The sequence below is a fragment of the Haliea sp. E1-2-M8 genome (assembly GCF_030649675.1).
Classification (GTDB): Bacteria; Pseudomonadota; Gammaproteobacteria; order Pseudomonadales; family Halieaceae; genus Haliea.
The window spans coordinates 102,367-115,324 of record NZ_JAUTDR010000012.1 but is presented as its reverse complement, the minus strand read 5'-3'; the positions used below and the strand labels follow the sequence as shown (position 1 = coordinate 115,324).

The window sequence follows — 12,958 nt, the reverse complement described above, 5'->3', positions numbered from 1 at the left end:
CCTGACCCCTTTTAAAGTGGACCTGACCCTTTATTTTTCGCGGCGCAGCACTCCGACGCTAAGCCCCTCGATGGCAAAGGCCTGCTCGCGCAGATCCACGCGGATCGGTTCGTAGTCCGCGTTTTCCGGCAACAACTCGACAATGTGCTTGCTATTGCCGCGCCGGAACCGCTTGACCGTGACTTCGTCTTCGATCCGCGCCACCACGATGTCATTGTTGCGCGCCACTTCGGTGCGGTGCACGGCCAGCAGATCGCCGTCAAGAATGCCGACATCCTGCATGCTGTCGCCGTGGACCCGGAGGAAGTAGTCCGCCGCGGGCTTGAAAAAATCCGCGGGCAGGGCGCAGTAGTCCTCGATGTGTTCAGCCGCCAGCAGCGGACTGCCGGCGGCGACCCGGCCGATAATGGGAATACCGGGGTTGTCCGGCAGGCGGATGCCGCGGGAGGCACCGGCGATGATTTCGATGGCACCCTTGCGGGCCAGGGCCTTCAGGTGCTCTTCCGCGGCATTCGCGGACTTGAACCCCAGCTGGTTGGCGATATCCGCCCGGGTCGGGGGATAGCCGGTCTGGTCGATGTGCTGGCGGATGATATCCAGTACCTGTTGTTGCCGCTGCGTAAGTTTTTCCATAACCAGCCCATCTGTGTATTTATACAGTGACTGGGATTATATACAGTAAAACGCTGCGACCACAAGAGAGCGCGGGGGCATGTCACCCGCGGTAACATGCCATCAATAGTCCTCCACCCCGTACATGGCTTCCGGCTCAATCATGCTGAGGGGACTGTTCCAGTCCTCGGGGTGAAACGGCAGGTCGGGGTCGATGCCGTCATCGTCGACGAATTCGAAGGGCGAGCGCCAGTCCTCGGGCGCCGCCGCTCGTTCCAGCGGCATCATCCGCCACACATCCAGGTCGTACTCGGCCACCTCGCCATCCTGGTACTGGGTTTCGATGGTCAGGCTGGCCTCGTCCCAGGCGACGACTTCAAACAGGGTGTTCGTCTCCAGGTCCTTGTACCATCCGCCAACCACGGGGCTCAACATTTTCATTTCCCCTCTCCCCTCGTTAGATTTAGCTTTCAACATACCATCCCAGCCAAGGCTGTCCATTATGTGATAACGGTCTAAAAAACCCTCTGGAAATAGCAGTTTATTGGCGGTAGATTTTTTCCGCGCCAGATCAGTTGCTTGCGCCATTCTTGCAAAACTGACCTGATGTCTGCCCGACGCTGTTATACTTGAACCGCAACGCTCGGCCGTTTCCCAAATAATAAAATTGTCTAAATACACCTGTTCTGGAGTCGCAGCAATGAGCAGCATCGGTATCATCGGTGGCACCGGCCTCGAGCAACTGCAGGGTCTGGACCTGATCCGCGAGCACAGCGCCGACACGGCATTCGGCGCCCCGTCGCGCCCGGTGCAGGAAGGGCGGCTCGGCGGCCAGACTCTGTTCTTCCTACATCGCCACGGCAGTCCCCGGGCGATTCCGCCGCATCGAATCAACTATCGCGCCAATATCAGTGCCCTGCATGCCCTGGGCGTGCGCCGGCTGGTCGCGATCAACGCGGTGGGGGGCATCAGCCCGGACATGCAGCCGGGGCGCCTGGTGATCCCGGACCAGCTGGTCGACTACACCTGGGGCCGGGAGCACACCTTCGACGACGGCGGCAGCGGCAGCCTGCTGCACATCGATTTCACCGAGCCCTACGACCGCCCTTTGCGGCTGGCGCTGGTGGAGGCGGCGGAAGCGGCGGGCATTGCCCATGAACCCTTTGGCATCCATGGCGTGACCCAGGGCCCGCGGCTGGAGACTGCCGCCGAGGTGCGGCGCCTGGCGGGAGACGGTTGCGACGTGGTGGGGATGACCGGCATGCCCGAGGCCGCCCTGGCCCGGGAACTGGGCATGGCCTATGCCTGTGTCTGCATGGTGGTAAACCCGGCCGCCGGTCTCGGCGACCTGCCCCTGACGCTGGACATGATGCGTCGGATCCTGGAGCGTGAGGCGGGGGTGGTCAGAACCCTGCTGGAGACTCTGCTGGTGGCTCTGGCCGCTCCAGCAGCGGCAGAATAGCCGCGTCGTAGTCCGCTGCCTGCAGTGCTTCCGCGTCCAGCGGTGTCAGTTTGATCACCAGCCCCAGCAGGGGATGATCGATATAGTGCACCTCGTTGGAGCGCATGCGTCGCTGTTGCTGTAGCGGCACCGCGTGGCGCCAGGGGTAGGCGGGCGCCGTGTCCTCAGCCAATTCTTCCGCCTGGTCCCAGGCCGGGTCATAGACCGCGCCAAAGTCCAGCACCTCCTCCAGCTCGGGCGTCAGCAGTGGCGCTGCCACCAGTTCCAGCGACGCCGGCCCCAGCGGGGGCGCCGGCATGCGCCAGCTGCCCGGCAGGTAGCTGCCGTCGGTGTTCAGCCAGAGATCGGTCTCCAGATGCAGGAAGCGCGACAGGTACAGGGTGATGGTGCCCTGCAGGGGCGGAAAGCTGGCGCTGTCACCCGAGCGGTCCAGCACCAGGGGCAGTGCGTCGCGCTGATTGGCCACCGGCTGCCACCAGACTTCGTGGAACAGAACACGGTAGGGGCCGTTGCGCTCCATGTAGGCGGCTTTGCCGCGGAACTCGCGGGCGCTGGCGGGCAACTGCACGAACGGCGTCGGCAGGCGCGGGGGCGCTTCTGCCAGGGACTCGGTTGCTGTCTCTTGCTCGATGCCTGCGCCACCCTCGGCCGCAGCGGAAGGTTGCGTGGGGTCGACCGCGGCCGGCGCAGGCATGGGCGCGGACTCTGCCGTGCTGGCATCCGTCGTCGGCGGCGAAGCCGCGGGCTGCCACTGCGGCTGCAGGTGAATGCGTTGCAGCCCGCGCGGATCCACCTCGCTGTAGGCGGCGCGCTCGGTGCGGTCCAGGTTGGCCTGCAGGCGCTGTGGATCGAGCAGGAAGCGCAGCCGCTCGGGGTAGGCCAGTGCCGGCAGCGGGTCCCAGCGCTCTGCGCCCCTGGCGTCGGGGTCGGTGTGGGCGACCACGAGCAGCTCCACCTGAAACCAGCGCTGCTCCTCCTGGGCGTGCAGCGGCAGCAGGGGCAGGGCGGCGAGCAGGGCCGTGAGCAGGGAGCGGGCGGGGATTCGGATCATCAGGCGGCATCTTCCGTGGCGTCGGCGGCAAAAGTGTCCAGCAACTGGTCGGCAAACTGCTGGCGCTGTTCCGGTTCTTCCAGGCTGCGCTTGAAGCGCAGGCGCATGGACCCCGCCAGCTGATAGCCCTTGGGATCGGCTTGCACCAGCTTGACCAGGCTCAGCGGGTTGACCCGCGTGGATTCCCGGAAATCGATGTTACCACCGCCGGGGCCAACCTCAATGCCGGCGATACCCAGGGCGTCCGCGCGAATTCGCAGGCGCGCCACCTGCACCAGGTTTTTAACCTGCTGCGGCAGCAACCCGAAGCGGTCGATCATTTCCACCTGGATGGCACGCAGTGCCTGTTCGTCCGCCGCCGCGCCGATGCGCTTGTAGAGGATCAGGCGGGTGTTGATGTCCGGCAGGTAGTCTTCCGGAATCAGCGCCGGCTGGTGCAGGTTGACCTCGGTGCCGCTGTCCAGAGGCGTATCGCTGTCTGGAATCTCGCCCCGGCGCAGGGCCGCCACGGCCCGCTCCAGCATGCGCATGTACAGGGCGAAGCCCACGCTCTGGATCTGCCCGCTCTGCTCATCCCCCAGCAATTCCCCGGCACCGCGGATTTCCAGGTCGTGGGTGGCGAGCAGGTAGCCGGCACCGAGGTCCCCGGCGGCCTCGATCGCTTCCAGGCGCTTTTCTGCATCCGGCGTGATCACCGAGCGGGGCGGGCACAGCAGGTAGGCGTAGGCCTGGTGGTGGGAGCGCCCGACCCGGCCCCGCAGCTGGTGCAGCTGGGCCAGGCCAAACTTGTCCGCGCGCTCGATGATGATGGTATTGGCGTTGGGAATATCGATGCCGGTCTCGATGATGGTGGTGCACAGCAGGATGTGGTGGCGCTGGTGATAGAACGAGGACATCACCTGTTCCAGCTGGGTTTCGCGCATCTGGCCGTGGGCCACGGCAATCGACAGGTCCGGCAGCAGTTCGCGCAACTTGCGCGCGGTCTCCTCGATGGTGCGCACCTCGTTGTGCAGGTAGTACACCTGGCCACCGCGCAGGGTTTCCCGCAGCACCGCCTCGCGAATCAGGGCGATGTTGTGTTCACGCACAAAGGTCTTGATCGACAGCCGCCGCGCCGGCGGGGTGGCGATTACCGAAAGGTCGCGCATTCCCCCCAGGGCCATGTTCAGGGTGCGGGGGATGGGCGTGGCGGTCAGAGTGAGGATGTCCACCTCCGCGCGCAGGGCCTTGATCGCCTCTTTCTGCTTGACCCCGAAGCGGTGCTCTTCGTCGATAATCAGCAGGCCCAGGTCCTTGAACCGAAAGTCCTTCGACAACAGCTTGTGGGTGCCCACCAGGATGTCGATCTCGCCGCTGGCGACCCGGGCGGTGACCGCCTCCATCTCCTTGCCGGACTTGAACCGGGACACCACCTCCACCGTCAGCGGCCAGTCGGCAAAGCGGTCGGCGAAGGAATTGTGATGCTGGCGCGCCAGCAGGGTGGTGGGCACCAGTACCGCCACCTGCTTGCCATTGCGCGCGGCAATGAAGGCCGCGCGCATCGCCACCTCGGTCTTGCCGAACCCCACATCGCCGCAGATCAGGCGGTCCATGACCCGGGGGCTGGTCATGTCGGTAATCACCGCCTCGATGGCGGCGGCCTGGTCGGCGGTCTCCTCGAAGGGGAAGCTGGCGGCGAACTGTTCATACTCCATGGCCGGCAGCTCGAAGCAGTAACCCTGGCGGGCCTCGCGCCGGGCGTAGACCTCGAGTAGCTGGGCGGCGACGTCGCTGGCCTTTTCCGTCGCCTTGCGCCGGGCCTTCTCCCACTGGTCGGAGCCGAGCTTGTGCAGCGGCGCCAGCTCCGGGTCACTGCCGGCGTAGCGGCTGACCAGGTGCAGGGAGGCTACCGGCACATAGAGCTTGCTGCCCTGGGCATATTCCAGCGCCAGGAATTCGTTGTCGGCTCCGTCCACCTGCAGGGTCTGCAGGCCCAGGTAGCGGCCCACGCCGTGCTCCAGGTGCACCACCGGCACACCTTCGCGCAATTCATTGATGTCGCGGAACACATTCTGGGCGCTGGTCTCGTCGGCCTTGCTGCGGCGCCGGCGCTGGGCAACCCGGTTGCCGAACAGCTGTGACTCGCAGACCAGGGCCGGCGCGTCGGGGCCGAAATACATGCCGCGGTCAATCGGCGCGGTGGTGATGGCGAAGTCCAGGCCGGAGGCGAGAAAATCGGCCCAGTTGGCCACTTCCGGCGGCGCCAGCTGGTGCGCGGCCAGGGTCTCCAGCAGCACCTCCCGCCGCCCGGCGGACTCGGCGCAGAGCAGCACCGAGCCGTGGTGGCGGTCGAGGAACTGCTGCAGGCGGTCGGCGGGGGTGTGCCTGGACCCCTCCGGCGCCAGGTCCGGCAGGGTCTGGGAGGGGCTGGCCACGTGTACCGGGGCCTCCGGGTTGCGGCGCAGCTCCAGTACCGGGCAGGCGCCCAGCAATTGGTACAGCTCCTCCACCGGGGTAAAGCAGCGCGCCGGGGGCAACAGCGGGCGGCGCGGATCGACGCCGTATTCGCTGTAGCGGTGGCTGGCGTCTTCCCAGAAGCGCTGGGCGGCCTGGTAGTGATCGCCGATGGCAATCACCGGCGTGCCCTGGGGCAGGTAGTCGAAGAGGGTGGCGCAGTGCTCGAAAAACAGGGGCAGGTAGTATTCGCAGCCGCCCGGAGAGCGGCCGGCGCTGACCTCGTGGTAAACCGGGCAGGCATCGTGGTCGACGATATCGAAGGCCTCGTACCAGTTCATGCGGAACTGGTTGATGGCGGCAGGGTTAAGCGGGTATTCCCGGGCCGGCAGCAGGTTGATGGCCGACACTTTTTCGATGGTGCGCTGGGTTTCCGGGCTGAAGGTGCGCAGGCTGTCGACCTCGTCGTCCAGCAGGTCGACCCGGAACGGCAGCTCGCTGCCCATGGGGAAGATGTCCAGCAGGGAGCCGCGCAGGGCGAACTCGCCGTGCTCGTAGACGGTGTCGACGTTGTGGTAGCCGTTGCGTTCAAGGTTGCGACGGAAACTCTCCCGGTCGAGAGTCTGGCCCGGCTCCAGCACCAGGCTGGAGCCGGCGATGTAGGAGGAGGGCGCGAGCCGGTGCATCAGCGTGGGTACCGGCACAATGAGGATCCCCGCCGCCAGGCTGGGCAGCCGGTAGAGGGTCTGCAAGCGCTCGGAAACGATGTCCTGGTGGGGCGAGAAATGGTCGTAGGGCAGGGTCTCCCAGTCCGGGAAGGCGAGGATGTCGATGTCGGCGCCGAGGAAAAAGGGCAGCTCCCGCTCCAGCGCCAGGGCGGAGCTGGTATCCGCGGTCACCACCAGCAGCAACTCCCCGGGCCGCGCCAGTTCGGCGATACAGCGGGCTTCGGCGCAGCCGTGGAACGGACCCATCGCGGTGCGACTGCCCGGTTTGGCGGGCCAGGGGGTGCTTGCAAGCAGGGGTTTGAACATGGATGACCGCAGGTTGGCGAAAACAGGGCGCCTATTGTAAAGCCCGGGGTGAAAAGTGCCACAGTGCCTTGCCCTCGGCAGGCCGGAACGGGATAATACGCGCCCGTTGGAACCCCGGATTACCCCACAGACAGGTGGCAGACGAGTGAACGAACGCAAGCGAGAGCGCCCCGACGACTATTTCAGGGATTGGAAGGAGCGCGAAGCGCTGGCGGAGGGCATGATTCCGCTGGTAGGCGAACTCTCCCGGCGCAAGAACGTCAAGTGCTACATCTACGGCAAACCGCTGGTCAACCAGGCGGTGACCCAGATCATGAAGGACCACCGCTACGTGCGCCAGGTGGAGGAGAACGAACTGTCCGAGTTCGAAACCTTCCCGGTGATCAAGGCGCTGTCGGAACTGAACCTCGGCCCCGCCCATATAGATATCGGCCGCCTCGCTGTCGAGTACTACGACAAGGGCGATGGCGTCGGCATGAGCGTCGAGGAATACGTCCGTCAGCAGGTGGCGGACCTGATCGGCGCCAACACCAGGCCCGTGGCCGGCCCGGTGGATGTGGTTCTCTACGGCTTCGGGCGGATCGGTCGCCTCATGGCCAGGATCCTGATCGACAAGACCGACGGTGGCGACTCCCTGCGCCTGCGCGCCGTCGTGGTGCGCAAGGGCAAGGCCCCGGACGACCTGGTCAAGCGCGCCAGCCTGCTGCGCCGGGATTCCGTGCACGGGGCCTTCGACGGCACCATCCGGGTCGACGAGGAGCGCCAGTCTTTTGTCGCCAACGGCAATGAAGTCAAGGTGATCTACGCCGACTCCCCGGACAGCATCGACTACACTGCCTACGGCATCAACAACGCTATCGTCATCGACAATACCGGGGCCTGGCGCGATGAAGCCGGCCTCTCACAGCACCTGAAGTCCAAAGGGGTGAGCAAGGTCATCCTCACGGCGCCGGGCAAGGGCGAAATGAAAAACGTGGTGGCCGGCATCAACCACGGGGTGATCGAGGACAGCGACCAGATCGTGTCCGCCGCCTCCTGCACCACCAACGCCATTGTGCCGCCGCTGAAAGCCATGGATGACAGGTTCGGTATCATCAGCGGTCACGTGGAAACCGTGCATGCCTACACCAATGACCAGAACCTGACGGATAACTACCACCACGCCGACCGCCGCGGCCGCAGCGCACCCCTGAACATGGTGATCACCGAGACCGGCGCGGCGAAGGCAGTGGCGAAGGTCCTGCCGCAGCTGGAAGGCAAGCTGACCGGCAACGCGATTCGGGTGCCGATACCCAACGTGTCCATGGCGATTCTCAACCTGACCCTGGGGCAGGCCACCACCAAGGACGAGGTGAACGAGTACATGCGCCATATTGCGCTGCACTCCGAAATGCGCAAGCAGATTGACTACTCCAACTCGCCCGAGGTGGTCTCCAGCGATTTCGTGGGCTCTCGCCACGCCTGCATCTTTGATGCCCAGGCCACCATCGTCAACGGCACCCAGGCAGTTCTGTACCTGTGGTACGACAATGAGTTTGGCTACAGCTGCCAGGTTTTCCGGATTCTCGAGCAGATGGCGGGGATCAACTACGCACGCTATCCCAAGAAGTCGAAGTAACAGGGGGACGCTGTAAAAATTGTTCAAAATCAATTGGCTGTTGCCCTGCGCTGTGGCCTTTAGGCGGTGGATCCGGCTATAATGCCGCGCCGCTCTCCGACACGGCCACGGCCGTCACAATCTTACTTTTGAACCTGTAGGCAGATCGTATGATCAAGATCAAGCGGGGCATGGACATCCCCATCCAGGGCGCTCCCAGGCAAGCCATTGAAGACGCCACCGCGGCTCGCGCCGTGGCGTTGCTGGGGCCCGACTACGTGGGCATGAAGCCGACCATGGAAGTCGCCGAGGGTGACCGGGTCAAGGCTGGCCAACTGCTCTTCACCGACAAGAAAACCGAGGGTGTCCGCTACACTGCCCCCGCGGGCGGCGTGGTCGCGGCCATCAACCGCGGTGCCCGCCGCGCCCTGCAGTCCGTGGTGATTGAAGTCGAGGGCGACGCCTCGGAGAGCTTTCCCTCCTGGAGCCTGGAGGAGGCCCGGGCACTGGAGTCCCAGGCAATCCGCGACCACCTCAATCTCACCGGCGAGTGGACCGCGCTGCGCACGCGCCCCTTCAGCCGGGTGCCGGCACTGGATGCCGAGGCTGCGGCCATCTTTATTACTGCGATGGATACCCATCCGCTGGCGCCGGAGCCCACGGTCATCATTGCCGAGGAGCCCGAAGCCTTCGCCCTGGGCCAGGATCTGCTGGCGCGCCTGACCGCCGGCAAGGTCTACCTCTGTGCCGCCCCGGGCGCCGATCTCCCGCGCGGGCAGGCGGCCAATATCGAACTGGCCGAGTTTGCCGGGCCCCACCCCGCGGGCCTGGCCGGCACCCACATCCACTTTATCCTCGGTGGCGTCAGCGCCAGCAAGGTGGCGTGGACCATCGGCTACCAGGACGTCATCGCCTTTGGGCGCCTGTTCCTGGACGGCCAGATCCATGCCACGCGGGTGATCTCCCTGGCCGGGCCGCAGGTCGAGAATCCGCGCCTGCTGCGCACCCGCCTGGGCGCGGATCTGCAGGCGCTCTGCGCAGGCGAGTTGAAAGAAGGTGAAAACCGGGTGATTTCCGGTTCCGTCCTCGGCGGCCGCCGGGTGCAGGCGCCGACCGCCTATCTGGGCCGCTACCACAACCAGGTCACCGCCCTGCTGGAGGGGCGCGATCGCGCCTTTCTGGGCTGGCTCTCCCCGGGCACCGAAAAGCACTCCAGCCTCGGCGTCTACCTGAGCAGCCTGTTTGGCCTCAAGCCGCTGGCGATGACGACTACCACCAACGGCAGCCCGCGCGCCATGGTGCCGGTGGGAACCTACGAGACCGTGGTGCCGCAGGACTACCTGCCCACCCATCTGCTGCGGGCGCTGATCGTTGGCGACTCTGAAACCGCAGAAGCCCTGGGCTGCCTCGACCTGGACGAGGAAGACCTGGCGCTGTGCACCTATGTCTGTCCCGGCAAGTACGAGTACGGTCCCATTTTGCGGGACAACCTGACACGCATTGAGAAGGAGGGTTAGACCGTGGGACTGCGCAAGATCCTGGACGGTGTCGAACACCATTTCGAAGAGGGCGGCCGCTACAAGAAGTGGTACCCGCTGTACGAGGCGGTGGACACCATTTTTTACTCGCCCGCGTCGGTAACCCGCAGCACCGCGCACGTGCGCGACGGTATCGACCTCAAGCGCATCATGATCACGGTGTGGTTTGCGGCCTTCCCGGCGATGTTCTACGGCATGTACAACCTGGGCTTCCAGGCCAACGACATCCTCGCTGCCACTGGCGGCCAGGTCGAGGGCTGGCGCGGCAGCCTGATTGGCGCCCTCGGTGGCTACGACCCGACCAGCCTGTGGGACTGCTTCTTCTTCGGCGCCCTCTACTTCCTGCCCATCTACTTCGTCACCTTCGTGGTGGGCGGCTTCTGGGAAGTGCTGTTCGCGATGAAGCGCGGCCACGAGGTCAACGAGGGCTTCTTCGTCACCTCGATCCTGTTTGCCCTGATCTGCCCCCCGGACGTGCCCCTGTGGCAGGTGGCGCTGGGCATCAGCTTCGGCGTGGTCATCGGCAAGGAAGTGTTCGGCGGCACCGGCAAGAACTTCCTCAACCCGGCCCTGACCGGCCGTGCGTTCCTCTACTTTGCCTACCCGGCGCAGATGTCCGGTGACGCGGTGTGGACCGCGGTGGATGGCTATACCGGCGCCACCCCGCTGTCCGTAGTCGCCTCCGACGGCATGGCGGTCCTGGAGCAGCAGATCAGCTGGATGCAGGCCTTTACCGGCTCCATTCCCGGCTCCATTGGCGAGACCTCCACCCTGGCGATCCTGCTCGGCGGCGCGGTGCTGCTGGTGACCCGCATCGCCTCCTGGCGCATCGTGGCGGGTGTGTTCCTGGGCATGGCGGCGCTGTCGACCCTGTTCAACATTATCGGCTCCGAAACCAACCCGATGTTCAACATGCCGTTCTACTGGCATCTGGTGCTGGGCGGTTTTGCCTTCGGCATGATGTTCATGGCCACCGACCCGGTCTCCGCGGCCTACACCAATGCCGGCAAGTTTGCCTATGGCATTCTGATCGGCCTGATGTGCGTGTTGATCCGCGTGGCCAACCCGGCTTTCCCCGAGGGCATCATGCTGGCGATTCTGTTTGCGAACCTGTTCGCCCCGCTTATGGACCACTTCGTGATCCAGTCCAACATCAAACGGAGGCTTGCCCGTGTCCAAGAATGACAGTATCGGCAAAACCCTGCTGGTCGCCTTCGCCCTCTGCATTGTCTGCTCCGTGGTGGTATCCACCGCGGCGGTAATGTTGAAGCCGGCCCAGGAAGCCAACAAGACCCTGGATCGCAAGCGCAATATTCTCGCCGCGGCGGGGATGCTGGAGGAGGGCGCGTCCATCGAGGCGCAGTTCGCCCAGATCCAGACCCGTGTGGTGGACCTGCGCAGCGGCCGCTTCACCGATGCGGTCGACCCGGCCAGCTACGAACCGGTGAAGGCGGCCAAGGACCCGTCCCGCTCCATGAACCTGAGCCAGCAGGAAGATATCGCCGGTATCGGCCGGCGCGAGGACTACGCCCTCGTGTACCTGGTGGAGTCTGCGAGTGGGGACTGGGACAAGGTTATCCTGCCGGTGCGCGGATACGGGCTGTGGTCCACCCTGTACGGCTTTATCGCCCTGGAGTCGGACGCCAACACCGTGGCCGGGCTGGGTTTCTATGAGCACGGCGAGACCCCGGGACTCGGCGGCGAAGTGGACAACCCGCGCTGGAAGTCCCAGTGGCCCGGCAAGCAGGTCTACCGCGACGGCGAAGTCGAGATCGCTCTGGCCAAGGGTAGCGTCAATGCCGACAGCCCCGATTCGCGCTGGCGTGTGGACGGCCTCTCCGGGGCCACCCTGACCTCGCGCGGCGTAACCCAACTGGTGCAGTTCTGGCTCGGCGAACAGGGCTACGAGCCGTTTCTCAACAACCTGAAAGCCGGGGAGGCCTGACATGATGACCATGAAAGAAACGCTAGTGACCCCGATCTTCAGGGACAATCCGATTGCCCTGCAGATCCTCGGTATCTGTTCCGCCCTGGCGGTCACCTCATCTCTGCAGGTGACCATGGTCATGTGCATTGCCCTGACCTCGGTGGTGGCTTTCTCCAGCCTGTTCATTTCCGCGATCCGGAGCCAGATCCCCAGCAGTATCCGCATCATCGTGCAGATGACCATCATCGCCTCGCTGGTGATCGTGGTGGATCAGGTGTTGAAGGCAGTGGCCTATGACATCAGCAAGCAGTTGTCTGTCTTCGTCGGCCTGATCATCACCAACTGCATCGTGATGGGTCGCGCCGAGGCCTACGCCATGAAGAACCCGCCGCTACCCAGCTTTGTCGACGGCCTCGGCAACGGGCTCGGCTACAGCGTGGTACTGCTGGCGGTGGCGTTTTTCCGTGAGCTGTTCGGCTCCGGCAAGCTGTTCGGCATCGAAATACTGCCGCTGGTGACCGAGGGCGGCTGGTACAACCCCAACGGCCTGTTGCTGCTGCCCCCCAGCGCCTTCTTCCTGATCGGCGCGTTTATCTGGATCCTGCGCAGCGTTGACAAGAAACAGGTCGAGGAACCGGACTTCCGCATTGCCAAGCACACGACAGCCGAGGAGGGCGCGTGATGGAACAGTACCTGAGCCTTTTCATTCGCGCGGTGTTTATCGAGAACATGGCGCTGGCCTTCTTCCTGGGCATGTGTACCTTCCTGGCGATCTCCAAGAAAGTGGAGGCGGCAATCGGCCTCGGCATCGCGGTCATCGTGGTCCTGACCATCACCGTGCCAGTGAACAACCTGATCTACAACTACCTGCTGGCGGACGGCGCCCTGGCCTGGGCCGGGTTGCCGGATGTGGACCTGAGCTTCCTCGGGCTGCTGTCCTACATCGGCGTAATCGCAGCGATTGTCCAGATTATGGAGATGTTTCTCGACAAGTATGTCCCGGTTCTCTACAACGCGCTGGGGGTGTTCCTGCCCCTGATCACGGTAAACTGCGCCATTCTCGGCGGCGTCCTGTTCATGGTGGAACGCGACTACACCTTCGGTGAAAGCGTTGTGTTTGGTTCCGGCGCAGGTGTCGGCTGGGCGCTGGCGATCGTGGCCCTGGCGGGTATTCGTGAAAAACTCAAGTACAGTGATGTGCCCGACGGATTGCAGGGGCTGGGCATAACCTTTATCACTGTGGGCCTGATGTCGCTGGGCTTTATGTCCTTCGGCGGTATGAACCTTTAGGCGGAACTGTTGTT

At 64.5% G+C, this 12,958-nt stretch carries 11 protein-coding genes; 7 read left to right on the top strand and 4 right to left on the bottom strand.

Translation table 11 applies throughout. The features are described 5' to 3' along the window. Positions 1 to 30: 30 nt before the first annotated feature. The gene (gene lexA, locus Q6D67_RS11930; RefSeq protein ID WP_304705836.1) at positions 31 to 633 is read right to left on the bottom strand and encodes a transcriptional repressor LexA; all 603 of its coding nucleotides are present in this window, start codon (positions 631 to 633) and stop codon (positions 31 to 33) included. A 102-nt stretch (positions 634 to 735) separates the two neighbouring features. Next, a complete protein-coding gene (locus Q6D67_RS11925) occupies positions 736 to 1,053 on the bottom strand; it encodes a DUF6763 family protein (protein ID WP_304705835.1) in 318 nt (105 codons plus the stop codon). Between the two features lie 259 nt (positions 1,054 to 1,312). On the opposite strand from Q6D67_RS11925, the gene Q6D67_RS11920 reads away from it, so the two are divergent. Continuing rightward, positions 1,313 to 2,074 (top strand): S-methyl-5'-thioinosine phosphorylase, encoded by a 762-nt coding sequence (locus Q6D67_RS11920; RefSeq protein ID WP_304705834.1) that lies wholly within the window; start codon positions 1,313 to 1,315, stop codon positions 2,072 to 2,074. Here the strand turns inward: Q6D67_RS11920 and Q6D67_RS11915 are convergent. Further along, positions 2,016 to 3,125 carry a CsiV family protein gene (locus Q6D67_RS11915; protein ID WP_304705833.1) on the bottom strand — a complete coding sequence of 370 codons (1,110 nt, stop codon included), beginning with the start codon at positions 3,123 to 3,125 and terminating at the stop codon, positions 2,016 to 2,018. The two genes, Q6D67_RS11920 and Q6D67_RS11915, sit on opposite strands and share 59 nt — an antisense overlap. Then, positions 3,125 to 6,592 (bottom strand): transcription-repair coupling factor, encoded by a 3,468-nt coding sequence (mfd, locus tag Q6D67_RS11910; RefSeq protein ID WP_304705832.1) that lies wholly within the window; start codon positions 6,590 to 6,592, stop codon positions 3,125 to 3,127. The genes Q6D67_RS11915 and mfd overlap by 1 nt, the downstream gene beginning before the upstream one ends. Positions 6,593 to 6,737: 145 nt before the next feature. Here mfd and Q6D67_RS11905 point away from each other — a divergent pair, with 145 nt between their 5' ends. The 6 genes from Q6D67_RS11905 (at position 6,738) to nqrE (ending at position 12,944) form a co-directional block, all read left to right on the top strand. Then, positions 6,738 to 8,210 carry a glyceraldehyde-3-phosphate dehydrogenase gene (locus Q6D67_RS11905; RefSeq protein WP_304705831.1) on the top strand — a complete coding sequence of 491 codons (1,473 nt, stop codon included), beginning with the start codon at positions 6,738 to 6,740 and terminating at the stop codon, positions 8,208 to 8,210. Positions 8,211 to 8,359: 149 nt separating this feature from the next. Then, positions 8,360 to 9,706, top strand: coding sequence for a Na(+)-translocating NADH-quinone reductase subunit A (locus tag Q6D67_RS11900; protein WP_304705830.1), 1,347 nt, complete (start codon positions 8,360 to 8,362; stop codon positions 9,704 to 9,706). A gap of 3 nt (positions 9,707 to 9,709) precedes the next feature. Next, on the top strand, positions 9,710 to 10,912 hold the full coding sequence (locus Q6D67_RS11895) for an NADH:ubiquinone reductase (Na(+)-transporting) subunit B (protein WP_304705829.1): 1,203 nt from the start codon (positions 9,710 to 9,712) through the stop codon (positions 10,910 to 10,912). After that, positions 10,899 to 11,672: a Na(+)-translocating NADH-quinone reductase subunit C gene (locus Q6D67_RS11890; RefSeq protein ID WP_304705828.1), complete on the top strand. Its 774-nt coding sequence runs from the start codon at positions 10,899 to 10,901 to the stop codon at positions 11,670 to 11,672. Before Q6D67_RS11895 ends, Q6D67_RS11890 begins: the two co-directional genes overlap by 14 nt. A gap of 1 nt (position 11,673) precedes the next feature. Further along, positions 11,674 to 12,336 (top strand): NADH:ubiquinone reductase (Na(+)-transporting) subunit D, encoded by a 663-nt coding sequence (locus tag Q6D67_RS11885; protein ID WP_304705827.1) that lies wholly within the window; start codon positions 11,674 to 11,676, stop codon positions 12,334 to 12,336. Next, positions 12,336 to 12,944, top strand: a complete 609-nt coding sequence (gene nqrE / locus Q6D67_RS11880; protein ID WP_304705826.1) for an NADH:ubiquinone reductase (Na(+)-transporting) subunit E — start codon at positions 12,336 to 12,338, stop codon at positions 12,942 to 12,944. Before Q6D67_RS11885 ends, nqrE begins: the two co-directional genes overlap by 1 nt. Positions 12,945 to 12,958 lie beyond the last annotated feature (14 nt).

Bases quoted from the DNA above. Each gene is read 5' to 3' on its own strand.
- lexA (WP_304705836.1), bottom strand. From the start codon at position 633: ATGGAAAAACTTACGCAGCGGCAACAACAGGTACTGGATATCATCCGC.
- Q6D67_RS11925 (WP_304705835.1), bottom strand. From the start codon at position 1,053: ATGAAAATGTTGAGCCCCGTGGTTGGCGGATGGTACAAGGACCTGGAG.
- Q6D67_RS11920 (WP_304705834.1), top strand. From the start codon at position 1,313: ATGAGCAGCATCGGTATCATCGGTGGCACCGGCCTCGAGCAACTGCAG.
- Q6D67_RS11915 (WP_304705833.1), bottom strand. From the start codon at position 3,125: ATGATCCGAATCCCCGCCCGCTCCCTGCTCACGGCCCTGCTCGCCGCC.
- mfd (WP_304705832.1), bottom strand. From the start codon at position 6,592: ATGTTCAAACCCCTGCTTGCAAGCACCCCCTGGCCCGCCAAACCGGGC.
- Q6D67_RS11900 (WP_304705830.1), top strand. From the start codon at position 8,360: ATGATCAAGATCAAGCGGGGCATGGACATCCCCATCCAGGGCGCTCCC.
- Q6D67_RS11885 (WP_304705827.1), top strand. From the start codon at position 11,674: ATGATGACCATGAAAGAAACGCTAGTGACCCCGATCTTCAGGGACAAT.
- nqrE (WP_304705826.1), top strand. From the start codon at position 12,336: ATGGAACAGTACCTGAGCCTTTTCATTCGCGCGGTGTTTATCGAGAAC.